The organism is Coleofasciculus sp. C1-SOL-03, assembly GCF_040220555.1.
Classification (GTDB): Bacteria; Cyanobacteriota; Cyanobacteriia; order Cyanobacteriales; family Coleofasciculaceae; genus Coleofasciculus.
Window position 1 is genome coordinate 23,205 of the sequence record NZ_JAVJUO010000049.1, and the last position, 25,047, is coordinate 48,251.

Genomic DNA, 25,047 nt, shown 5'->3' on the forward strand with positions numbered 1-25,047 from the left:
GTAGCATGCTACGTCTCTACACCCCCATCTCCCCCACACCCGACACCCGACACCCGACACCCGACACCCAACACCCCACACCCGACACCCGACACCCGACACCCGACACCCGACACCCGACACCCGACACCCGACACCCGACACCCGACACCCGACACCCAACACCCTGACTTATCACCAACGAGAATCTCGCGTCACTGAATTTCCCCCAATCGCCACCGCCCGTAAATTATATGATCCGGTTTGTCCGGCTTCATAAGCGTTTGCCATTAACAAATAAATCCCATCGCTGGGTAAAATCACAGATAATCGAGCATTAGTACCACCACCACTATCATCATCTTGGGCTAAATCATTACCATTGGGATCAAGCAAAATTAAATAAGAATCGATTTCCCCACTGGTCATATCAATTTGCACCCGCTGACCTGCTTTGCCTTCAAAGGCATAGATGTCAAAAAAGCTGTTATCGTCCGCTAAAACATGACTTCCCTGATCTAGCCGACCGGGAATCACTGTACCATTGAGGGCTAAGGGTTGAGGGGGACGATCAGTTGGAGAGGGGCTGGGCTGCTGCACCGTCTGGGGCGCACGTCCATTGCGTACAGCCGCCAGAAACGGGCGAATTCTATCTATGCTAATCGCAAAGCCAATCCCCAGATTCCCGCCGGTAGGACTGCCTAAAATCGCTGTATTTATCCCAATTAATTCACCTTGACTATTCAGTAGGGGTCCGCCAGAATTTCCTGGGTTAATCGTGGCATCGGTTTGAATTAAGCCCCGTTGTTGGTCGATACGGCTAACAATCCCTACGGTAAACGTGCCTTGATACCTACCAAAGGGATTGCCAATGGCAAATGCCCGTTGTCCAACTTGTACTGGACGAGGAGCCAGAGGAATTGTCGGTAAATTGTTGGGGGTGCGAATTTTGAGAACCGCTAAGTCTAAACTATTATCCCCAAACGCCACCACATCCGCGCTCAGGCGTCTGCCATCCGCTAGGGTTACCGTAACCGTTGGGGAACCGGCGACAACGTGAGCATTGGTGAGGACTAATCCGTCGGCGCTAATAATACTGCCACTCCCTGTACCCTCTACCGTATCAATGGAAACCACTGCTGGACTGGCTTTTTGATAGACCTGGATATTAATTTGTTCATCAATATCTTGAGCCACTGCAACGGTTGAGCCTAGCCAGAGATTCAGCCAGTCAATTGGTGCGATCGCATGGAGAGTCGTAGCACCAATCGCAGTCACAGTAGTAAGGATTCCCGATATAGCAATACGCAGGCGTTTGGTACTCATGGCTGATGGTTATTAAACCTCAAGGTCTAGTTTTATGGTGACTTATGCTCAAATCATTGATCGGTAATTATGTGACAATTTTTTGTGGATACACCGTAGGAAAAGCAGGGGGAGCAGGGGGAGTAGAGACGTGCCATGGCACGTCTGGGAGCTGGGGGAGCTGGGGAAGTGGGAAGAGAAAATTATATCTTTGAATGCAACGTGGTGTTATCACTTAGGTTTTTTTCCTTAGAACTTTCTGCCTTGGAGTCTTTGGCTACATGTAACAGAGATCTACACCAAGGAAAGTGAGCTAGCTCCTATATGTGAGTCCAGCGAATGACGTAGCTTGTTTCTCGAAAAGCTAGTATGACGAATGACAAATGACAAATGACAACTTATTCAGCGCAAGGTCTTAAGTTGAAGCTGCGCTTGATTGTATTGATTAATTCTGCCGTTGTCGAGATGCAGCTTAGAGGCTTGCTCGAAGTCGTTAATTGCTTCCATTGTATTCCCTAGTTCAGCATGGGTTAATCCTCGACCCGAATAAGCAAAGGCATTATTGGGATTGAGTTGAATGGCTTCGGTATAATCATCTAAAGCGCCAGGGTTATCACCAAAGGTTCGGCGGACACGGGCGCGATTGGTATAGGCGACGCTGTTTTTGGGATTGAGTCGAATGGCTTGGGTGTAATCTTCGAGCGCTCCTTGGTTATCACCTAATTTACGCCGAATTTCCCCGCGATTAATATAAGCATTCTCATAACTGGGTTCAATACGAATCGATTGACTGCAATCTTTGAGCGCTTGTTGATACTCTTTAAGATTTAAGTGGGCAATACAGCGATTGTTGTAAGCGATGTGGTTATTTGGATTCAGCGTAATCGCCTCCGTACAATCTGCGATCGCGTCTCGATAGTTGCCGAGGTTAAACTTTGCCTGACAGCGATTTGTGTATGCCATACTATCTGTTGGATCAATGGCAATCGCCTGGGTATAATCGTCTACAGCCCCCTGATAGTCTGCCAAATGAAATCGGGTTCTGCCTCGATTGTAATAAGCCTTAGCATCATTAGGATTTAACTCAATGGCTTGAGTATAATCTGCCATGGCGTCTTGTTGATTACCCCTCGCACTCAGCACTAATCCTCGCGCCGCGAAAGCTTGGGCATTTTTAGGATTGAGCTGAATTGCCTGATCGAGATCGTCAATCGCGGCTTGATACTGGTTCAGTTGGTAGTGGGTAATTCCGCGATGGTAGTAGGCTTGAGCCTCATTGGACTTTCGTTGAATTAATTCGGTAAAATCTTCTACAGCGCCTTGCCAATCTTCCCAATCGTAACGGGCTAGTCCTCGCTGATAGTAAGCTTCTGTATTACTCGGATCAAGCTCGATCAGTTTAGTGTAGTCTTCAATAGCGGCTTGATGCGCTCCCAAATCATCATAAGCCATGCCCCGATTCCCATAGGCTAATGGGTTGTTAGGATTAAGCTGAATTGATTGATCAAACGCCTCAATTGCGCCCTGTACATTACCACTTTTGAGTTGTTCAATGCCTTGATCTAAAAACTCTTGCGCTTTGGCTCGGTCTGGATTTTGTCTGATCAACCAAATTAATCCAATTCCAATTGCTAAACTAATTCCTCCCACCACAATTAGCCAATACCATCGCTTCAGTCTGGATTGATTTGTCGGTTTCGGTACTGGTTTTTCGGGAAATATTTCCCAATTGCCAGAATCAGCAATGGATGTTTGGGTCGAGGTGGATACCAGGGGGGATTCTACTTCGGGTTCAGGGGGTTTACCTGCCAAGGTGAGCATTTCTTGAAACCGGATTAAGCCCTGATCGTCCTTGGGCTGTTGACCGGACTTTTTCAGCGTAGTTAAGGGATGATCGGGAATATATTCTTCGACGAGATAAAATTTTTTATTTTCGACAAAGTAATTTAATAGTTCTGGATTTTGGTTGGTTTGTGCCAACCGTTCCAGGGTTTCCGATTTATGAGTTAAGAGAAATTGCAGACTACGAAGTGCCTGAGGGTTTTTCGTGGGCAACTTGAGTTGTCGAATTACGCAAACTGGGCAATCGGGATGGCGAGTATCGGCGGCTAGGTAAATTAATCCTGAGACACCTGAGCCTAAAATCCTGACAACACGATAACGATTATTGAAGACCTGATCGATCATGGTAGCCTAGCACCTAGCTTATCGCCCTAAAGCATCCGTTCGGGGTCATTTTCAGTGTAGTCTGATCCCACAAGGGAACGGGGAACAGGGAACAATAAAGAATGTCCTAACCTCAATGACACGCTCCAGTCAGCATTTTGCGATCACCGAAATTCTTGATATACCGTAGGGTGGGCAGTGTCCACCAGCATACCAGTCAGTGGTATTCGTCCTAACGTATCTGCGTAGCCTGCTACAAGCCCTATATATAACTGGACTACACCCTCTGTCTAGTTACATCTAAGATTAACTCCGCTAACTGGGGAGTTGCGCCAAGGGGTTCACCAAACTCGAGTTGGAGTTGAGGGTATTGCTGTTGTAAATCAACGACAGATTGGGCGATCGCGTCTGTAATTCCACCCGCAAACAGAAAATAAGGCACAATGGCAATATGCTGATACCCAGCTTCTGCTAAGGTCGCGACTCGTTGACTGAGTGTTGGTTCAATCGACCAATAAGCATCTATAGCGCCTAATTGCTTAGCTAAGGTGGCGACTGGCTGGTTCCCACCCGGACGGCGTGTGCCATGAGAGACTAAAATTTTAATCGGGGCGTTTAGGGGTGGCTGTTGATTCACCAGCAATTGTCCTAAATGGGGATGTACTCCAATATGAGGTTGCAGGTTGATGGTTAATTTTTCTCCTAACCGTTGTTGTGCGATCGCGACTTCTTCCGGGATATCCTCCATCACATGTACCCCCGGTAAGAGAAATAAGGGCAAAGCTTGAATCTGCGGATAGCCAGTTCTTATCGCTTGAGTCGCAAACTGACAAATTTGTTCATGTAAGGATAGAGGTGCTAGTTCTAACGTGGCAGTTCCAACACGATTGATCAAGGCTTGATTTGCCTCACCTTGACTCGCTAACTGCTGTTGGAGTAATTGCGCCAATTCCTCTAATCCTCGCTGAGGACGTGGATCTCGGCTTCCGTGAGCAATGAGTAGATAAGCAGAGGGGCTAGGCAAGAGTCTTAATCTGTTAATGGGGATTACGTAAACAATTGTATCGTCTGAAGTCGGAATTATGAATTATAGCGCTACGCGCTAGGCAATAGGCAATAGGCAATAGGCAATAGGCAATAGGCAATAGTGAAGAAAAAAGTTTACTACCTATCGGGGTGATTCAGATGGGGTTGTATCGACAGGAAGGAATTGTTCTGAATGTGGAAACACCGTCTAAAGGATTTCAATGGAAATTTAAACCCCATCAATGGAAGAATATCATCGGTTGGTGAGAGTTACAAGTTGTCCAGTTACCGTATTTCATTCAATTTGGAAAATGGTCGATCATGGAGAAAATATATCACTTGCTGCTCTGCAAGAAAATATGACAAAAGAATATGGAAAAGACACTGTATTGGAGCAATTAACCATGATTGAGCATCACTACTGGCTGTGGTATTCCAACTATTTCGCTCAAATCGTTGCTGCCGTTGATGTTCAATCGGACAAGTAAGCGATTAGCATTGAATCGTTTCTTTATCTCGTTTGAGGAATGGTAATGAAGTGGCGGAGGAATGAGTGGAAACATAATTCCAATTTCGCTCTTGACGATTACCTCCTCTACTCCGCAAGAAACCGACTAAGTTTTGCAGGAGTGAGGGCGTAATCCCTTGTTTGTCTGAGGCTTCAGACAACCGAGCCGGTAAAGGCTCAATTTCTTGCGTGGGTAAGATACCTGCTAACAGAGGCACTTCTTCCACTAAACCGACAGTCATCAGGGTAAATGCAACATGCTGCACTTGTTCAACGGGGACATTGAGTGCTTTGGCGATCGCCAACAACGAAACGGTTCCTTGCGCCCGTTCCCAGACTTGCTCCTCTAAAGGATACAAGCGATAAGGAGGACTACCTGCCAGGATACTGGCTAATCCTGAATTTGGATCGGGTAGTTTATCGCGAAGATTATCCCAATTTTTCAGTAATCGCAACCCTCTCAAGGTGGCTTCTGTCGCTGATATGCTCAATCCGGTCATTTCTTTGGTGGGGATGGGAGCATTTGGGATAAATTTAAACTGACCTTCCTTGAGTTCAAATAAAGTACAGACTCGCTGCAATACCTGGCTCTGAAAAAGCTGCTTTAAATGATCGATGGACAAGATTCCATGATGTTTGAGGCTCAACCCCAAGGGTTTATCAGTCGGACATAGCTGTACCAGTTTAGTCACCACACGCTGGCTCACTCCCATCTGTTCAGCAATCAGTTTTACTAAACCTTGATGATCTAATTGATGGGCTGCCCCGACAATACGTCCCTGGTAAACCCAAATGTAATAAATTGCGTTGAGTGGTGTGGGGTCTTCTGGCAATGCTCCTAGCGTCAATACCCCAGTTTTCTGTCCTTTCTCTAGAAACTGGAAAATTTCTGGTATCGAAAAGTCTGATAAGGAACTGGTAATCGACATAACTTTTGAATTGAACGCTACGCAGGATAATTTTGCTCTACTACTAACGCATACTAAGCTTTATTGGCTTACTTCGTAAGGTTTCAGCCGCCTTGCTTTTCAATTCTTTACCAGCCGTGAGCAAATTGTCGGATTTTTGTTATCTGCTATACGAAAATTTGCTGATTTGCCGCCAGTAGCCTCGCATTTAGCACTAAAGGTTTGCTCGAAAATACTAAAATTTGTTAAGCAATCGGCTCCGTGTTTATTCCTAAGTATCTATACCTGCTTTTTGAAAGGCAAAGGCGATATATTGAGTATGTCGCCTCAATTTGATGCTTATCTTTCCACTGGATTATCTCCGTAAAATCACGGAGTAATTCTCGAATATGTTAGTGATTGCTCACAATCTTCGATCTGAACAAAACTTACAAAGTCTAACCTTGTAACAATTGATACAGTTAAATCCTTGAGTTTGATCAGGACTACCGCCAGAGGGAATCGTCGGTGCTTGCCATGGAACAGGAATCGGGCTGCGATCGCGCCGACTTGACAGTTGTACCGTATAGAGCAATAGGACTCCGTTTCAAGGTGGCGTACTCTCAACCATGCCCATACACCATCAATGACCGTCTCTCTATAACCAGAGCCATTCTATTGTATCTCCTTAGCTAGAGGTATCGGATTAATAAAGTTGCTTAAATTAAAATTAATCCCTAAACAACAGTAGTTTGAAGTTAAAAGGTAGAGTTTGATGGCTAGCTCAATTGAATTTCAATTATTCGCCCCTTACAACAAAGGCGCTGTATTGAAAGGATGTTTCTCGGATTGGCAAGACATCCAAATGGAGAAAGGAGAAGATGGTTATTTCCGTACCTCAGTTGAGCTTGAGGATGGCACTTACCAGTACAAGTTTCGCGTGCAATCTAAATCCTGGTTCTTGGAACCCGATCAATGGGTTGATGTCACCGATCCCTATGCGACAGGAGTGATTGATGATGAAACCCAGAATGGGGTGATGCGAATTAAGGACGGACAAAGGATTGTTGATACCTACACCTGGCAGCATGACGACACTCCTCTGCCTCAAAATCATGAATTAGTCATCTATGAAATGCACATTGGTGACTTCTCTGGTGGCGAAGATGATTCCTATCCACGCGGTCAATTCAAGCACGTTGTTGAGAAATTAGATTACCTGTGCGAACTAGGGATCAATGCCGTTCAACTGATGCCGATGATGGAATATCCGGGCGACTATAGTTGGGGTTATAATGTGCGCCACTTCTTTGCCTTAGAGTCTAGCTATGGTGAGACAGAAGAGTTGAAGCATTTGATTGATCAGTGCCATTCCCGTGGTATTCGAGTAATTGTCGATGGAATTTTCAACCATTCCGAATCCGAACACCCATTAACCCAGATTGACCACGATTACTGGTATCACCATGAACCTCCTCATGAATTTAGCTGGGGACCAGAGTTTAATTATGAACACTATGACGAGAACTTAGATATCAAACCCGCCTGGAAATTCATTGGTGATGTCGTGCGCTTTTGGATTGAAGAATATCATATCGACGGTATTCGCTACGATGCGGCGAAGCAAATTGAAAATTATGATTTCATGCATTGGATTACGGATCAAGCCGATAAAAAGGCAGGAGATAAGCCATTTTACAATGTGGCTGAACACATCCCAGAAACTCCCAGTATCACCAATGTGGATGGTCCTATGGATGGCTGCTGGCACGATAGTTTTGCCTACTGCCTCAAAGATCACATCTTTGGTGATACCTTCGATTTAGAGCGTCTCAAGGATGCCCTTGATGGTAAGCGTCAAGGCTTTATGGGGGCAGTTAATCTCGTAAATTACCTGACTAGCCATGATCAAGAACGGTTGATGGTGGAGTTGGCAGAGCATGAAATCTTTGATGAAGTGGCATTTAAACGGATCAAGTTCGGTGTGGATCTTTTAACGACGGCTGTCGGCATTCCGTTAATTTTAATGGGTGAAGAGTTTGGAGAATACAAACCGTTAAAACCTGAGTCATCCAAACTGGATTGGACGTTGTTGAAGAATGAAGAAAGTCAGGGGTTATTGGACTATTACAAAGGTTTGATTCGACTGCGGAAAGAGAATCACGCGCTTTATACAGATAATATTGATTTCTTCTATGAAGATCCCGAATCCAAAGTTCTGGGTTACATTCGCTGGAATGATGAAGGATCGCAGCTAATCATCATTGCCAATTTTTCAGATAACTTCTTGGAGGGATACGCTGTTTCGCCAATTCCGGAGTCGGGAACGTGGCATGAATGGACGAGGGACTATGATGTTGAAGTGGTTAACGGCAAGTTGGAATTGGATTTGGGAGAGTACGAAGCCAAGGTTTTAGTTTGGCAGTGATATAGCGCTACGCGCTAGGCAATAGGCAATAGTTGTAGAGACGTTGCATGCAACGTCTCTACCATAAGATGTGTCCTAACCGCTAGTTTCACGCCAGGGAGGATGTCAAATCCCTATTCCCCCTGCCTTGTTCCCTGTTCCCGATGAAGATGGGGAAGGTAGCTTATCATAGTATATAGGATGTATGTAGGGATTAAGCATAAACGACTGTCTGGGTTCACTAAACGGTGGACATCTTGCGAGTAGTGGTTTAAGGCACTAAAACAGGGCAAGCAGGTTCCTGGGTTATTCACCATTAAAAAGCTGCATGTAAACCATAATTCGGCGCGACTTCCTCCCCAACGCTAAGATGGGGTATCCGTCGTGAAATCAGGATGAACAATCCACACTCAAGCCAGTTTAGACTTATAATTTTGACACCAGTCCCCACCTGAGCTATGTTGAACCGTTTACAAGATCTATTTTCTAAGGGTAAGAAAGGTATCGGGATAGAATTAGCACCAGAACGTATTAGTCTGGCCCAACTGCGAAAGCAAGGTCAGGGCTACAAGCTGGTGAGCCTTCATACCCACGAAGTCCCCGAAGGTTTATTTGACGGCGGCAAAATTATCGATGCCGCCAGTTTAGCTGAACTGGTGACTGAAATTCTCGATGAACATAAACTAAAAGTAGAGCAAGTCGCCACGGCTGTCCCCATGCGGGAAGCGGTGATTCGGATTATTCCGATTCCCGCTGAACTCGATGACACTGAACTGCGAGATATGGTGCTGAACCATGAAGCCGGTCTATACTTACCCTATCCGCGCGAAGAAGTGGATTTAGATTACCAAAAATTGGGCTTCTTCATGGACGAAGATGGGATTGAAAAAGTACAAGTCTTGCTCGTGGCAACGCGCCGGGAAGTGACCGACACCTATCTGGATACCTTCCAACTGGTGGGGTTAAAAGTGGATGTTCTGGAAATCAATAGTTTTGCCCTAATTCGCACTATCCGCGAACAACTGCGACAATTTGCCCCCCAAGAAGCTGCTGTATTGGTGGATATAGAATTTGATAGTACCGAAATTGCGATTATTGTCGATGGGGTTCCCCAGTTTTCTCGCACCGTTCCCATTGGCACGTTCCAACTCCAGAGTGCGCTGTCGCGGGCGATGAATTTACCGACATCCCGCAATACGGAACTCTTGCAAGGAATGACCATACCCAACACCCCCGTAGATGGCGTTCGCACAGGTGCCACGGGAATTAATCCGGGAATGGCAGCACTACTGAGAGTTTTAGGGGAACTCGCCGATGAATTGCGTCGTTCTATCGACTTTTATTTAAATCAGAGTGAAAATCTAGAAGTGGCTCAACTCCTCCTCGCCGGACCCGGCGGCGGAATTGGACAACTGGATGAATTTTTCACCCAACGATTAAGCTTGCCTACCACTCAGGTTGATCCGATTGCGGCACTATCCTTAGAGATGGAGCAAGATGTTCCCCCAGTACAACGACCCGGATTGGGAACGGTACTAGGATTAGGATTGCGGGAGGTTTAACTCTAATGTATAGTCTCGATATTAATTTTCTTAAAGATAGACCAGAGTATCACCAAGCTGAGAAAGGGTCTGAGTCCCCCAAAGCCAAGAAACAGATTCAAATGGGGGAAATGACACCGCTGATTCTGGGTGTGATTGTCGGGTTACTGCCGCTGGCGTTAGCCGCCGGAATCGGTTTTTTGTTGCTACCTCAGCAAAATGCCAAATTAAACCAGGACATTGCGGAAATCGACGCCGAACTGCAAAGCTTGCAAGCGGAAAAAAATAAAATTAATAACCTGAATACTCAAATCCAAGCGGTGAGACAAGAAACCGAAGCCTTGGCAACGGTCTTTAATCAAATTAAGCCCTGGTCAGCCATTCTACAGGATATTCGCGATCGCGTTCCCACCGGAGTCCAAATTCAAGCGATTGAACAAACGGAAACGGAAACCGAAGCGGCTGAGGGGACTGAGGGTAGTGCCCCCTTACCCACAATTAACGTGGAGATTTCTGGCGTAGCGGAGACATTTGATGATGTGAACAACTTTCTGCTGACGCTAAAACAATCTCCCTTCTTTCAAGACGAAGAAACTCGTATCGTTAGCGCTCAACTGGTTGACAACCCGACTGAGTTAGAAGCACCGGAAAAGGAAGATAACCAAGATGCTGCTGAAGTGACCTACGACCTGCCTCCAGTGGTAGATTATACGGTTCAGACTAGCTTGACAAATGTCCCCGCTTCTGAACTATTGCGCGAAATTGACCGCAAAGGAGCGGTGGGATTAGTGGCTCGGATCAAAGCCTTACAGCAGATTGAGCAAAATCAGGCAACGGAGACACCTAGCCCAGCTCCAAGCCCCAGCCCCAGCCCAACCGAGACAACTACGGAGTGATGTAACTATGACTTATGCTGATCCAGATTTTATCCCCCCCGTTGAAGAGCAGGAGGAAGAACCCAATTATCCGGTGGCGTTTGGGATTACCTTCACGCCAAAAGTGTCCGGAATTGTCTTGGCTATTTTAGGACTTGGTGGGACAGCTTATCTCGCCTGGAAAGTTGTGCAGCCTGCCTTTGTTGAAAATCAAGGGTTAAGGGCGCAGCGTCAAGAAAAAGAGGGTCAACTCCAAGATCCCCAAGAAATCCAGCAGCAGATCCAACAGAAACAACAGGAATTAGCTCAGGTAAAGCAGCAAAACCAAACGGTGACAGGTTTATTTGCTGATGAACAATCGGTAAATACCTTGCTGCTAGATGTGAATCGGTTTATCAAAGACGCAGACGGAACATTGACGAGTTATGAACCTGTCCAAGTCAACGAAGAAGAAAGCAATATCGTTACCGATGGTTCCCTGGGAGCAGCCGTTAACGGCAAACTCAAACGCCAAAGCTTTAATTTAGAGATGGAGGGCAGCTTTAACGAAATCCAGTCAATTTTACGGAGTATTGAGCGACTGCAAACCCTAGTCGTGGTGAAAGAGTTGACGACAGATATCAGCACACCGCAAGGGCTGTTGGTTGATGACCAAGGTACGGTGACACCCATTGTAGAGAAAGATGAAGAAATCATTCCCGGTGCTCAACCAACTCTGACAACAAGCTATAGACTGGATGTGTTGATGCCCTTGAGTGAGGAACAAAAGCAGGCAGAAGCAGAAGCAGAAGCAGAAGCCGCCGCCGAAGAAGAGGCTCAGGAATAGGGTAGTAGAGTAGGGGGAGCAATGTAGAGACGCGCCATGGCGCGTCTGGGAGCTGGGGAAGAAAATCTCAACCCAGATTAATTAATTTATCCCCAACATCATTATGATTAAGGTGGTTTAGAAGGTCATAAGTGAGGAGTCAATTGTGAGACAGGAGCAACTGTTGAGTGGAATCGCGATCGCGACTGCCGTCTCCGTATCCATAACCGAACCCGTCTGGGCGGCGACGGCTCAAGTTACCGCCGTTCGGATCAATCCCAGAGGCAGTAGTTTAGAACTGATTCTGGAAACCCAAGCCGGGGATCAGCGCCCTCAAGTTTTCCCAGTGAATCGGGGTAAGGATTGGGTAGCTGATATTGTCAATGCTCGATTGAATTTGCGGGAAGGCAATAGCTTTCGCCAAGACAACCCCATGCCTGGTATTGCCGCCGTTACGGTGAGTCAAATCGAACCCAACAGCATTCGGGTAACCGTAAGTGGGGATGAAAATTCACCTCAGGGTCAAATTCTCCAGCAAGAATCTCAGGCAATTACCCTAGGAATTAATCCTGCTCCCAGCAATCAAGCTGCTGTTTCGATTCCGGTTTCCTCGCCCTCTGGGGAATCAGCGTCCATGACTTCACCAACGCTACCTTCCTCATCCACTCAACCGAATAGCACTAGGACTCGAGACAATGTGAGTATTCCCCAACTGGGAAGCACAAGTGCCGGGACGCAGGGAACAGAGGCAATTAACGCCGCTGCGAGTCCTATTGCCACTCAATCTGAGAGTACCGCTCCAGCGAATTTAAATCTTAATTCAGCCGTAGAAAATCAACAGAACCTTTCTATTCCAGTGGTTCGGTCACCAGAAGAATCAGTCTCAACCGTCCCGAATCTACCCAATCCAGCGACAACTCGCTCCACCTCAGAGTTCTCATCTGCCACCACTCCCCAATCCCAGCGTTCTAGTTCACCCCAAGTTGTTGCTCAAACCCCGACACCGGACTCTCCTGAACCGACACAAGCCCAACCCACTCCCGTAGTTCCAGCTCCCTCACCCGATGTTTTAGTTCCCGATCCTCAAATTACCATCGATGGAGTTCCTAGTGCACCTGCTGGTACAGTACAACCTGTAGCTCCTGCACCTCCCTTCTTACCCAGGGCGGTGGCACCACCTGTGGGAGATATCGCAGTTTCTAATCTGAATGCTGCCGCCAGCGAGATTGACTTGGGAACAGCAGCAGTAGTACCCCGCCTATCCTTACGAGAAGCCCCTGTGCGAGAAGTATTGGCACTCTTGGCGCGTTCTGCTGGACTGAACCTAGCCTTTACTGGAGCAGGTGATGGTGGTGGCGAGGGAGAAGTAGCTGCACAGGAAACGATTTCCTTGGATTTGGAGAATGAACCTGTCCAAGATGTGTTTAATTACGTTCTCCAACTCTCTGGACTCCAGGCAAATCGTCGGGGACGTACTATCTTTGTTGGCTCTCGACTACCCCAAGCGGCACGTAATATCATTAGTCGCACGTTACGGCTCAATCAAGTCACAGTTTCCAGTGCTTCTGCATTCCTGGCAACCCAAGGGGCAGAAGTGCAACAAGTGGTTACCCCAATTGAACGAGAATTCAATCAAGAAACAGGAGCTGTGATTCGGGAAGTTGAACAACCCTCTGAATTGAGACCTCTAACCGTCAATCAGCCCGGGGAAGCCACTGGTGCCTTGCTGCTGAGGGGATTATCAGTTTCAACGGATGAGCGATTGAATGCGATTACGCTGGTAGGTGAACCGCGCCAAATTGAACTGGCTTCTGCCTTCCTGACACAGTTAGATTTGCGCCGTCGTCAGGTGGCAATTAATGTCAAGATTATTGACGTTAATTTGTTGGGACAGGATGCCTTTAATACCAGTTTCTCTTTTGGTGTTGATGACGGCTTTTTTGTCGTAGATAATGGGGCTGCAGTATTTAATTATGGTGAGTTCAGACCTGCGGATCAGACGGACGTAACCGGAAGTATAGCTTCACCACCGATTATCGGCAACCCCTTTGATGGAGCCAATATTTTTTTCGATCCTAATAATTTTATCGATGTTGAGGGAGCCGCACCCGGTACGGTCATTATTGATGAACGAAATGGGACTATTCAGAGATTCCCTCGAGGTACGGCAAGATTTCGTGCGCCTTTTCTCAATTTAGACGATCCCCAGGACGCAGGAATCATTGAAATTACAGCGCCTGAAGACAATGAGATTACAATTGACCAAAATGGAAACTTCAGTATAACCCCAGGGGAACTCGGTGAAATCGAACTTGAGTTGCCTTCCCTATTCCAATACCCAACAAGATTCCTGGCTGAATTGCAGGCGCAAATAACCAGTGGTAATGCTAAGATTCTCACCGATCCTACCCTCTTAGTTCAAGAAGGACAGACTGCGGGTGTGAATTTGACGCAAGAGGTTGTGGGGAATATTCGGCGGGAAACCGAAACCAGTGATAACTTAACAACAGTGACCGTAACGGCAGAAATTGAAGAAGCGGGTTTAGAACTGGGTATCACGGTTGATCGCATTGACGATAATGGATTTGTCACCTTAAACGTCAATCCTCGCGTCACATCTATTCGTGAAACACAAGATCTCAGTATTGGAGATGATGTTAACGAAATTGCGCTTCTGAATGTGCGTGAACTTAACTCCGGTCAAATTCGCCTGCGTGATGGGCAAACTCTAATCTTGACAGGTATTATTCAAGAAACTGACCGGACAACGGTTACTAAAGTGCCAATTTTGGGTGATTTGCCAATTTTGGGCGCTCTGTTTAGAAGCACAAATCGGCGCAATCAGCGTCAAGAGGTAATCGTGTTGCTCACGCCTCAGATTTTGGATGACTCAGAACGGGGCGCGTTTGGCTACAACTATACGCCTGGGCGAGAGGCGCAGGAAGTTTTACAGCGTCGAGGGTTTCCTACGCAGGGGGGTTTTTAGTACAGCGCGGTGAAAATCCTTGAGCAGCTTTGTCTATACTCCTAAAGCTGGAGGAGCTGGGGAAGCAGGGGGAGCTGGGGGAGATGTTAGCTGTTGGCGTTATTTCTGCCTTCTTGCACTAGCTTATTCGGCGAGAAGCCCCATGTCCTACCTGTTGGCGAAGCCTTGATTGAGTGTAGGAGGATGTCACGGAACTTGACTCAACTCCCATGGAGCCTACGCCAACTGGATTATACAAGTTAATGGTTGTGGTCAGGGCGGGTTTATTTAATTAGGGATTTTGTGGCAATAGGTAATGGTAAAACCCGCGCCTACAAGTCATTTTGTTTTGTGGCAGAAAGGCTGAGAACCCCTGCACTTTAGTGCGATCGCGCTGATAAGAAATTAGACAAAAATGGGTACACTTAATCTAACTCTGTGCTAGTCGCCAGAAAGCCTCCCCCAGTCAGCAGGTTGTCATCGATGAATACTGTTTTAGTTGTCGAAGATTCTCTCAGCCAGCGAGAATGCGTTTCTCAGCAGTTAAGGTGGAGTGGGTGGAATGTCATTCAAGCCCGTGATGGTGTAGAAGCACTCCAGCAAATTCAGCGCAATTCTCCCGATTTAGTGCTATTGGATCTGCTGATTCCCCGGATTGATGGCTACAGAGTTTGTCGCCTAATCAAGGCAAATCCCTACACCCGAAATATTCCCGTGGTTCTTTTAACTGGAAAAGGACAGCGTTTAGCCCTTTCCTATGGTATTAAACATGCTGAGGCGTATGTCGGTAAACCTTGGCAACCGAGAGAATTGCTAGATACCCTGAAACGAGTATTACTGGATACGAAAAAAGAACCGCAAATGGCTTCGGCTGATACCTGGACAGATTATGGTATTCTTATTTTCAATATTATTAAACTTTATGAATGCCGTGTCCAACCTTGGACTGAGTATGGTTCCCAAATTATTAAACTCTATGAAAAGGCGTTGACAGCTTTTGAAAAGGCGTTGACAATTGAACCCTATCACCTACGAGCCAATCATTACCGCTTAATGGTTGAGAAAAACTGGAATAGTTTACAGGTAAAATTAGAACAGTCTCAACCCTGTAAAGTTTGTCAGTATTATCATGGCAGTGATGGGATTAACTGTGCCGTCCATCCCTGGGGGCGTCCGGGAGAATTTTGCCTAGATTGGGAATTGAGTTAAGTCGTCATTGGTCATTTGTCATTGGTCATTGGTCATTGGTCATTTGTCATTGGTCATTAGCTATTCTCACTTTCATCGAAAAGCAAGTATGGAAAAAGTTGCAATTATTTCTGATATCCACGGAAATATGCCTGGATTACAAGCAGCTATGGCAGATATTGAAGCTTGCGGCTGCAATCAAATTGTCTGTTTAGGTGATTTGGTCGATGGCGGCGATTACAATAGTGAAGTTGTTCAATTCATTAGAGACAATCACATTGCTTGTGTTCGGGGCAATCATGATGAATACAACGATTTAAACTTACCGAATGATATACAATATTTTCTTAATACTCTTCCGAGTCACGTTCATCTGCCTTTAATATTTGGTGAACGATGTGATGAATTTGGCTCATCTACTGCCTATGATTTTGACTATGAACACCCCTTGTATTTGGATGATCAAGACCGATATGTTATTGCAGTAGGATCTCTCGGCTATGGTCGTGATATTGTGCCAAAGCTACGATATGCAATTTATAACAAAACTGAAAATTCTGTTGAGTTCAGAGCGGTTGAGGGAGAAATACTATCCTTTCATAGGATGTAGATTGTTTAGGCTGGTGGGCAATGCCCACGATGGCGGACTGACACAGCTAAAATTGTGGAATAGATTTGACTGTGAAATTGGACAAATGACAAATGCAGAAAAATTCAAATCGTTCAATCCATTGATGAGTAAGCTTATTTCTTCACTATTGCCTATTGCCTATTGCCTAGCGCTATAACTGACAGCGACTCGCCCGATTCCCCTAAACCGCTGATAATAAGTTTGACTTACTTGATCCCCTTGATCTGAAAGCCGATCAATGCCAATCCCATTACGACCGTCTTCTTTCCCCGAACTGTGAATATAATAGCCATCGCCTAAAAAAAGACCCACATGATTAATCCTCTCAGGTGTGCCAAAAAATACCAGATCACCTGCTTGCGCTTCTGCTAAAGGAATTGATTCAGTAAACACCTGTTGCTGATAAGAATCTCTGGGTAACCAAATTCCCGACGCCGCAAACGCCGCTTGCATTAGTCCGGAACAATCGTAATTGGGTCCCACTGTTCCCCCCCAAAGGTAATAATTTGGCTGCTGCATCGCCTTCTGCGTAAACGCTATCACCTCTGGGAGTCGGTCTTGAATTTGAGGACGGGAGAGTGCGATCGCATGATAGGGTTGAGAGGCGATGTCCAGTTGACTGATATCCTCGACGGGTAACCAAGACCTATAGCCATCCTCACATAACTGCACCTCTACAGCTTGTTCTCTGACGGTCGATAACAACGGTTGTAAATGGCGTCCAGCCGCCGCCTGAGTCGCTAAACTGGCACAAGCGGGAGAATCATAAAGGTCTAAATTAACACGGCAGATGTACTCACCATGGTTTAATGCAGATAGTTCTTGGAATACAACCATATTGGCAAGAGTTGACGCAACTCGTTGAGACCTGATTATGACATTCTTTCGTAAGGACGACCAACTCGAAAAAATTGGCACAGAGATTCTCGACGCCGCCTGGTTAGAGTTTCCTGGACTCGCCCGCAATCAAATCGCTCTCACCTGGATGGTCTATGATCTCCCTATCCCCGTCAATACTGGAGGGGCGCTTTCGGCTGATGAATTTTGGAAATATTCCGTCCGAGGCTTTAGTTATCGGGGGGTTGAGCGAATTTACCCAGCCGATTTGGTTGCCCTATTTTATCTGGTCGCCATCCAAGAATGGTTAGAAACCTCCATGGTCAGACAATCCGATGAACTGGATCGAGCGATTCAGAATATGATGATTCACTCTAGCCATGATGCCTTAAGTTTAGTCGTCGATGTCTTGAGTGGAACCACCAGTGGTCCAGAGTTAACCCCCGGTCCCTTTGAAACCTGGAAGCTACAACGTAATATTGTTAATCGTTACTTCCAATCCCTGGGTTGGCAAGACTTAGAATCGATTAACGTTAATCAAAAAACCTGGAGTGATGGACCCTACGGTCGGGAACGGCTATTTATGGGAACATTGATGGAAAATCGGAATATGTTAACCACGAATGCCACAGCACGGCTACTCCATAGTATTGTTGGTGGCGTGGCGGTTTCTTCGGTGCGATCGCAATTGATGATGAGTCTGCTCCAACACAGCCTCAACCCCGCCGATATCCAGGATAACCCCCATAATCAGATTACCGGATTCTTAGGGGGTGGTCTGCCGCCAGAGGCTAAGTTATGGTCTAAATCCGGCGGTTCAACCCAAGTGCGACATGATGCAGCTTACATCGAGATCCCGTCGATGTTACCTTATGTACTGGTTGTATTTACTCAAAGCAAAATTCACAGTCAAAATCAAGATCTTCTCCCGTTTATTTCTCAACAAGTGGTAAAAGCCATGAGTACATTGACTTAGGGGCGAGGAAAGGCAATCCTAGACAATAATCAGCAAATCGGTTTTGCTAGTTTTAACCTTTGAATTTTTTGTTGAGGAGTGACCTTGAAACATAATCTTTTACGCTCCGCTACTTACTGCGTCGGTCTAGGACTATTTACAATGGGGAACCATCCGTTACCCGTTCGCGCTCAAGTCTCCAGTCCAGGCGGATCATTAACTCGCTTAGAATCCATTGCGGCTGAAGTACGCGCCGAGGGAACGGCTGAACCCGCTAATGCTTGGGTGAATCGATTGTCAGGTGATCCTGCACTGACTCAGGATGCAGTTAATCTCCCGGCTGAGTCTTCATTGCCAGACGTCACACCAGTACCCAGTGCTACGGTAGAATCACCGACGCCCTCCGTGTCTTGGAGTAAAGGACTCACCCGCAATCCCGCCGCTACCCAGAGTTCTGTCAATCCAACCCTTACAGACTCTCCAGCCTCTCCCCGAAAGCGTACCAGTCAAGCGGAGGCGATCGCGACTCAACCTGTCCCCGAATCCCTGACCTCATCGGCTGATACACTGACTCTACAGCCAACTCAGGATGCAGAAATTGGGTTGAATGAGTCACAGACTTTGGCTCAAACCGACCTGGATATCCGCCGGGGAACTCGCGGCGTTCCCAACTATTTGGGGATTGGGATCAACATTGGTTTAACTGAAGAGGATGATGTCGCTGACGCTGACGCTGATGCTGACGATGGGGGTCAAACGGCTTTAGGGGATGCTGGTTTTGTGATAAATGGCAAAATTGGATTGTCTCGTAATATATCCTTGCGACCTGGTGTAATTATTGGCGATGATGCGCTCTTTATGGTGCCGTTGACTTACGACTTTCTCATTCCTCGTGTTGATCCCTTTGAACCCGTTCGCTTCGCCCCGTTTTTAGGCGGGGGAGTCGCCTTGTCAACGGATAGTGATGACAATATCGGATTTTTACTCACTGGGGGTGTGGATGTACCCTTGTCGCGATCGTTTGTCGCCAACGGGTCAATCAATATTGGTTTTATTGAAGATGAGACCGATATCGGTATTATCCTTGGCGTAGGCTACACATTTCCTGATTTCTAGTTCTTGACATTTCCACCCCTCTATGGATTAGCCACATCTTTCTTAACAACTGGAGTTTAAAACTATTGCCTATTCCCTAGTACTGGTGTGACCTAAAAATTTCCTCCCCTTGGCAAGGGGAGGGTTAGGGAGCTCATAAGGGTAGGTTTTTTAAGATTGGGGTGGAGGTAAGACTTAGAAGACAGGTAGACCAGTAGACAAGGAAGAGTGAGAACGAAAATAGGGCGTTTCGGCTTTTAGAAGTGAGTTTGACCGAACCTAATTTTGTACGGTTTTTCCCCCAAGTCCTCTTTCCATCCTTGTCCTCCTTGTCTTGTCCCCACCCTAAAATAAAAAACCTACACCTGTAAGGGGTTAGGGAGGGGTCAGATCAAGGTTTAAGCGTAAGTTGACACCAATGTACGCCACTATTTTCCTCTGCTTCTATTCATTCTGCTGCACCCACGCCTGATATAGCAAAAGGCAGAGGGCTCCAGGGCAGAAGGACAAATGACCTACTTATTCGACAGGAACAGAGTTCACATCTACCGTCGTTTCCGGTGTCGCACTGGTTTCTTCCGTGACGATTCCCGCTTGGCGGGATTTAGCCAAATCAATTAACCACTGCGACATCTCAGACACCAGCAGCGTCAGCACGACGACATCATCAATTTGCCCGACAATTGGAATCAAGTCTGGAGCGATATCAATGGGACTAAACACGTAGAGGAGAGTCCCTAAGACTATCCACCAACGGTATTTAGGATTGCGAACCGCGTTACGATACCAGTTATAAATGGATTGGATTGAAAAATTATTCATCAGTTTTTCCCGACAGCTACCTTTCATCTTGCCAAATTCATTCCGGAACCCCTGTGGGGATAACCCACCTGTTCAGGTGCAGAACTTACACCTGCTGGCGTGAGGGGGAGAGTTTGATGGGATGGGAATTTGTCAGGGATGATGGGAATCGCGCTTTGTTACTGTTTTACAGTATCACACAGAAATTTATCGCTATCTGGGGCGTTGTATTTTAGATAATCCCCAACCCAATCACAGGCTCTATGCATGAGTGCATCTAGCGTTAAATCCTCTAAATTCCACAGCTTCACTGTTTTATCCCCACTAGCAGAAGCAATCGTGTTTCCATCTGGGCTGAACACTACGCTCCAGAGCGGTTCTTCATGACCAGAAAGAATGTGGAGAAGTTCACCTTCTCGATTCCACAACCTGACTGTTTTATCAGAACTAGCAGAAGCAATTGTCTTTCCATCTGGGTTGAACACTACTCTCATGACTGTTTCTTCATGACCAGAAAGCGTGTGGAGAAGTTCACCTTCTCGATTCCACAACCTGACTGTTTTATCAGAACTAGAAGAAGCAATTGTCTTTCCATCTGGGCTGAACACTACGCGACCAACCAAATCTTCATGACCATAAAGAGTGTGGAGAAGTTTACCTTCTAGATTCCACAACCTGACTGTTCCATCATCACTAGCAGAAGCAATCGTCTTTCCATCTGGGCTGAACACTACGCTATTGACATCATCTTCATGACCAGAAAGAGTGTGGAGAAGTTCACCTTCTCGATTCCACAACCTGAGTGTTTTATCATAACTAGCAGAAGCAATCGTCTTTCCATCTGGGCTGAACACTACGCTGATGACCTCATCTTCATGACCAGAAAGGGTGTGGAGAAGTTTACCGTCTCGATTCCACAACCTGACTGTTTTATCCCCACTAGCAGAAGCAATCGTCTTTCCATCTGGGCTGAACACTACGCTATAGACATCATCTTTATGACCCGAAAGGGTATGGAGAAGTTCACCTTGTTGATTCCACAACCTGACTGTATTATCCCTACTAGCAGAAGCCATCGTCTTTCCATCTGGGCTGAACACTACGCTATAGACTGCTTCTTTATGACCAGTTAGTCGATTCCGCTCTCTAAATTTGCTTTCATAAATTACCGTCTGCAAACTATTGAAAATTCGCTTCTCACTCTCCAAGTTTTCTGAATTCGATTTTTTGAGTAGCGCTCCTGCCCGAATCCCTTCAATCAGAGCATCGAATTTCAGATTTGATTTAACCAGTATCTGGGAAAATCGGCTTAACGCATCAATTTGACCTGCCATCCTTTTTTCTGATTCCCGCCACTGGACTACAGCCAAACTACTTAAACCTATCAACCCAATCAAGGCAGTAATCGATACAATTATAATTCGGCGAGCTTGTTTAAGTTCTCGTTGACGGCGACTTTCTTCTTGATGCAAATGAGCCTCTTTTGCCGCTAGACTGGCTTGAATAAATGCCTTTTGTAAGTCGGTTGCTGTCGGCTTTTTCCGGCTTTGATTCGTTTCCTGTAACCAGTCTTGTGCAATGGCTAATTCATTGCCCCGTAACAACAAATCATCACTTTGATCATGCTGCTGCCACTCCAACGCCCGCTGTGACCATTTGCTATGCAGGCGAACGTGTTCTCTATCCGTATCTAAGGCTCTGACCAATTGATTGAAATTGGCATTAAACTCCCGTTGATTCTGATTGAAATCAATCCACTGGATCTTGGCTAACTCTGGATGTAAATCTGCCGAGTCTACGGGTTGATGTAATACGGTGACAAACCGCTTATTTAAACTGGCTGCATACTCCACCTCAGCAGCACAGTAGGGGGATTTTATCGAACGCGGGGAAAGAATAAATAAAAAGTTATCACAGGCTTTAATCCCTAACTGAATCTCCTGCTGAAAGTCACTCCCCGATGCAATACTTTCCTGGTCAAACCACGTCGTTTTTCCTTGCATCTGTAACGCATCATTCAGCTTTCTTGCCAAGTCTGAATCCGCACGAGAGTAAGAAATAAACACATCCAGTGACTCTAATGGCGGTTGTCGCAGGCTTTCAGTAATGTATTCTTCCTGTAAGGCAGTAGGTGGATAGTGTGTCCGTTTTTGTGCGACTTTTAACCACGCTTCAGCACTGCGTAAGTTATAGCCTCGGAGCAGAATACTGGGATTGGAGTATTGCTCTTTCCACTTCAGCGCTTTAGTCAGTAAAATCTTATGTTCTCGATAGTAAGCCTCATCCTGATGCAGAATCCGTAATAACTGACTTTCATCAAGGTGATAATCCTCTTCCTTTACATTATCGGTGAGGTCAATATATTGTAATCCCTGTAGCGCTAAGGGGACTTCTCCTGATGATGTTTCCCGTACCAATACCGGAATAATCCGCTTGTGCAGTGACACCGCCAAGTCTAATTCTTGTTGGCAGTATTTTGAGCTGATGGAATCCGGTGAAAGCAAATAAACCAAGTTATCAGCTTGTTCAATCCCTCGTTTTATTGCCTCCTCAAAGGATTCTCCTGTGTGGATATCAGTTGTATTTGTCCACACGGTAATACTTTCTCGCCTTAAACTGCGACGAATCTTTTCCATCGTCGGCTTATCCGTGTCGCTGTAAGCAAGAATCACCTGCGTCATCAAGTTATTGGCATTTTTGATACTTTCGGTGATGTATTCGCAATGTAAATCAGTGGGAGTACAAGGCGGCTGTTCATCTTTAAACCGTACCTTTAACCAAGCTTCTGCCTGTTGTCTCTCTTCGCCCACTAATAGCCAGCTATGTTGCTTTTGATTCCGTTCCCATTCCAAGGCTTTGACGAGAAAACGGGTATGTTGGTCTACATAGTCGGAATGAGAACGGAGTGATTTTACTAAGTCAGCTAAGGATGCTTCAAAATCGTTTGTCTCCTCCTGAAAAAACACCCAGTTGAGTTTACGGATTGTCGGGTGCATATTCTGATAGCTTTCATGTAACCCCTTTGCCTTATACGCTTCCCACTCTTCCTCTGTGCCATTGGGATGACGCTGCCGCCAGGTTTCCCGGCTAATTTCCATGACGTGTAATATGGGAATAATCCGTTTATTCAACTTAATCGCCAATTCAATTTCTTTTAGGCAATAGGGAGAGTTAACGGAATGAGGCGCAATGATAAATAGGAAATGACTGGCTTTTTCAATCCCATCATCAATTTGATTCTGGAAGTCTACGGCTAGGGGGATATCATTGAAATCAAACCAGACGTTAAACCCTTGTGCAGTGAGACGCGCTTGCAGGGTTTGCGCGAAAGCTTTACTATCGGCTCGTCCGTAGGAGATAAAGGCATCAAATAATGGTGTCATTTTCTGGTATTTGTCCCTAATTAAACGTCAGAAATGCACCTCTGAATGTGGAGTATGTCACCGTTGTCGTAGCGTAACACACCGAATTGGGTGGATGACGATTGTAGGGGCGCACAGACGTGCGCCCTTTTACCGTACAGACGTGCGTCTAATGTAACCGTAAAATCCATCCCACCATTGTAGCTGTGCCACGCCAGTCGTAGACTGACATAGCTAAAATTGTGGAATAGGTTGTAGGTTGGGTTGACGACAGGAAACGCAACAGGATATAGGGCTAAAGCCCTTACTACAAGCCGAATCTAATCTATCAAATAAGGTGTGCCACACCACTACGAGAACTTTTTGTGCAAAAATTTAGGTTGAATGGTACTAAGTTAAGGCTGGTGGGCATTGCCCACCCTACGGTATATCAAGTGTTTCGGCGATTCAAAAATGCAAGTTTTCAGTGCCATTTAATTTAAGTTGGGGTTCAACAACCCCACGCTACTAACGTGGAGCGTGGGGATTGTAAGACAAATTACAAATGAGTAGCGAGCAAGATGCTCACACTACGAGAATTTTGTCACTATTGACAATAACAATTGATTGAATGTTTTCTTTCCCAGCTTCCAGACGTAGCATGCTACGTCTCTACACCCCTTAACTGAACCGTATTGAGACAGTTGCCAGATTGCCACCCGTCTCTCCCGAATCCCGCGCTCTAGCCCTTGAAAATTAATCAACCTCTTTGCAAGCGGCGAGAAATCCCTAGAATTGGAGTGGCTTGCATTTTAGCAGGGACTATTATACTAAGCAATCAAGGGAGGTTGAGAATGGATATGGATATTGTTGCGGTTATTGAAAAGGGCGGAATCGCTATATGGCCCCTGTTAGGACTCTCGATCCTAGCCGTAGGGACAATTTTTGAACGCCTGTGGTTTTGGGGGGGAATCCTCTTGAAACAAGAAGAAGTCGTCAATCGGGTGCTGGATGCAGCCGCTCAAAACTGGCAGGTGGCTAGGGAAATCGCGATGAAATCACGGCGACAACCCGTGGGACGATATTTATATGCTCCCTTACGCCTGATTAGCCCCGAACCGGAATTATTCCGCTTGGCTTTAGAGGGGGCGGCGGATGATGAGTTAGCGGCGATGCGACGCGGCGATAAGCTATTAGAAGCGGTGATTGCCCTGTCCCCTCTGTTGGGGTTACTGGGGACGGTACTTGGTTTAATCAACTCCTTAGGTTCCATTACCATTGATCAACTGGGTACAGCCTCCACCGCCGGGGTAACGTTGGGAATCGGTGAAGCGCTGATTAGTACGGCGACGGGACTGATTATTGCGATTACCAGTTTGGCATTTTATCGACTGTTTCAAGCCTTTTGGTTTAACCAAGTCAAAATATTCCGCAAAGCGGGGACAGAGTTGGAATTACTGTATCGCCAAGATTGGTTACAGGCTGAGGATAGTGAGCAAGTGCTGAACGACACTCTCCCAGAGAATCACGTTAATCTGTACCCAGAGAGTTTTGAGGTTCCCAAACGCGATCGCACTTCACCCCCAAAACCTCGAACCCAACAGAAGCAAGATGATCAGGTTAACCCAGACAATGCTCAAATTCCGGAAAGCGATCGCACGGCTGTCCCCAACCCCCCAGGAAAGCCAGAAAATTAGAACTCTGATTGTCTTGATATCCTGAGTGCAGCTTGGCA

Annotated in this window: 19 protein-coding genes; 11 read left to right on the forward strand and 8 right to left on the reverse strand. The window is 46.2% G+C overall.

Annotation, left to right across the window (positions count from 1 at the left end):
• Positions 1-16: 16 nt before the first annotated feature.
• The 4 genes from RIE73_RS07325 to RIE73_RS07340 form a co-directional block, all read right to left on the reverse strand.
• The gene (locus RIE73_RS07325) at positions 17-181 is read right to left on the reverse strand and encodes a hypothetical protein (RefSeq protein WP_446400564.1); all 165 of its coding nucleotides are present in this window, start codon (positions 179-181) and stop codon (positions 17-19) included.
• Entirely contained in the window at positions 175-1,305 is a 1,131-nt protein-coding gene (locus RIE73_RS07330) for a trypsin-like peptidase domain-containing protein (RefSeq protein ID WP_446400565.1), read from the reverse strand. Before RIE73_RS07330 ends, RIE73_RS07325 begins: the two co-directional genes overlap by 7 nt.
• A gap of 381 nt (positions 1,306-1,686) precedes the next feature.
• On the reverse strand, positions 1,687-3,471 hold the full coding sequence (locus tag RIE73_RS07335; protein WP_446400566.1) for a tetratricopeptide repeat protein: 1,785 nt from the start codon (positions 3,469-3,471) through the stop codon (positions 1,687-1,689).
• A 256-nt stretch (positions 3,472-3,727) separates the two neighbouring features.
• On the reverse strand, positions 3,728-4,474 hold the full coding sequence (locus RIE73_RS07340) for a sirohydrochlorin chelatase (protein WP_446400567.1): 747 nt from the start codon (positions 4,472-4,474) through the stop codon (positions 3,728-3,730).
• 244 nt (positions 4,475-4,718) lie between these two features.
• Here RIE73_RS07340 and RIE73_RS07345 point away from each other — a divergent pair, with 244 nt between their 5' ends.
• Positions 4,719-4,964, forward strand: coding sequence for a hypothetical protein (locus tag RIE73_RS07345; RefSeq protein WP_446400568.1), 246 nt, complete (start codon positions 4,719-4,721; stop codon positions 4,962-4,964).
• 4 nt (positions 4,965-4,968) lie between these two features.
• Here RIE73_RS07345 and RIE73_RS07350 read toward each other — a convergent pair whose 3' ends face one another.
• Entirely contained in the window at positions 4,969-5,913 is a 945-nt protein-coding gene (locus RIE73_RS07350) for a DUF4388 domain-containing protein (RefSeq protein ID WP_446400569.1), read from the reverse strand.
• 733 nt (positions 5,914-6,646) lie between these two features.
• Between RIE73_RS07350 and RIE73_RS07355 the strand changes: the two genes are divergently transcribed.
• From RIE73_RS07355 to RIE73_RS07385, 7 genes are all read left to right on the forward strand, one after another.
• The gene (locus RIE73_RS07355) at positions 6,647-8,299 is read left to right on the forward strand and encodes an alpha-amylase family glycosyl hydrolase (RefSeq protein WP_446400570.1); all 1,653 of its coding nucleotides are present in this window, start codon (positions 6,647-6,649) and stop codon (positions 8,297-8,299) included.
• 437 nt (positions 8,300-8,736) lie between these two features.
• Entirely contained in the window at positions 8,737-9,840 is a 1,104-nt protein-coding gene (gene pilM / locus RIE73_RS07360) for a type IV pilus assembly protein PilM (protein ID WP_446400571.1), read from the forward strand.
• Positions 9,841-9,845: 5 nt separating this feature from the next.
• On the forward strand, positions 9,846-10,715 hold the full coding sequence (locus RIE73_RS07365) for a PilN domain-containing protein (protein ID WP_446400572.1): 870 nt from the start codon (positions 9,846-9,848) through the stop codon (positions 10,713-10,715).
• Between the two features lie 7 nt (positions 10,716-10,722).
• Positions 10,723-11,520 carry a hypothetical protein gene (locus RIE73_RS07370; RefSeq protein ID WP_446400573.1) on the forward strand — a complete coding sequence of 266 codons (798 nt, stop codon included), beginning with the start codon at positions 10,723-10,725 and terminating at the stop codon, positions 11,518-11,520.
• A gap of 145 nt (positions 11,521-11,665) precedes the next feature.
• On the forward strand, positions 11,666-14,485 hold the full coding sequence (locus RIE73_RS07375; RefSeq protein ID WP_446400574.1) for an AMIN domain-containing protein: 2,820 nt from the start codon (positions 11,666-11,668) through the stop codon (positions 14,483-14,485).
• A gap of 462 nt (positions 14,486-14,947) precedes the next feature.
• A complete protein-coding gene (locus tag RIE73_RS07380; protein WP_446400575.1) occupies positions 14,948-15,673 on the forward strand; it encodes a response regulator in 726 nt (241 codons plus the stop codon).
• An 88-nt stretch (positions 15,674-15,761) separates the two neighbouring features.
• On the forward strand, positions 15,762-16,262 hold the full coding sequence (locus tag RIE73_RS07385) for a metallophosphoesterase family protein (RefSeq protein WP_446400576.1): 501 nt from the start codon (positions 15,762-15,764) through the stop codon (positions 16,260-16,262).
• A gap of 159 nt (positions 16,263-16,421) precedes the next feature.
• Here the strand turns inward: RIE73_RS07385 and RIE73_RS07390 are convergent, their stop codons facing one another.
• Positions 16,422-17,120, reverse strand: coding sequence for a C40 family peptidase (locus tag RIE73_RS07390; RefSeq protein WP_446400577.1), 699 nt, complete (start codon positions 17,118-17,120; stop codon positions 16,422-16,424).
• 37 nt (positions 17,121-17,157) lie between these two features.
• Here RIE73_RS07390 and RIE73_RS07395 point away from each other — a divergent pair, with 37 nt between their 5' ends.
• Positions 17,158-18,096: a serine hydrolase gene (locus RIE73_RS07395; protein WP_446400578.1), complete on the forward strand. Its 939-nt coding sequence runs from the start codon at positions 17,158-17,160 to the stop codon at positions 18,094-18,096.
• Positions 18,097-18,237: 141 nt separating this feature from the next.
• Positions 18,238-19,191 carry a hypothetical protein gene (locus tag RIE73_RS07400; RefSeq protein WP_446400579.1) on the forward strand — a complete coding sequence of 318 codons (954 nt, stop codon included), beginning with the start codon at positions 18,238-18,240 and terminating at the stop codon, positions 19,189-19,191.
• Between the two features lie 498 nt (positions 19,192-19,689).
• On the opposite strand, the gene RIE73_RS07405 is transcribed toward RIE73_RS07400, so the two are convergent.
• Both RIE73_RS07405 and RIE73_RS07410 read right to left on the reverse strand, forming a co-directional pair.
• The gene (locus RIE73_RS07405; protein ID WP_446400580.1) at positions 19,690-19,992 is read right to left on the reverse strand and encodes a YkvA family protein; all 303 of its coding nucleotides are present in this window, start codon (positions 19,990-19,992) and stop codon (positions 19,690-19,692) included.
• A 158-nt stretch (positions 19,993-20,150) separates the two neighbouring features.
• On the reverse strand, positions 20,151-23,354 hold the full coding sequence (locus RIE73_RS07410; protein WP_446400581.1) for a toll/interleukin-1 receptor domain-containing protein: 3,204 nt from the start codon (positions 23,352-23,354) through the stop codon (positions 20,151-20,153).
• An 818-nt stretch (positions 23,355-24,172) separates the two neighbouring features.
• Between RIE73_RS07410 and RIE73_RS07415 the strand changes: the two genes are divergently transcribed.
• Positions 24,173-25,009, forward strand: a complete 837-nt coding sequence (locus RIE73_RS07415; protein ID WP_446400582.1) for a MotA/TolQ/ExbB proton channel family protein — start codon at positions 24,173-24,175, stop codon at positions 25,007-25,009.
• The last annotated feature ends 38 nt before the right edge of the window (positions 25,010-25,047 follow it).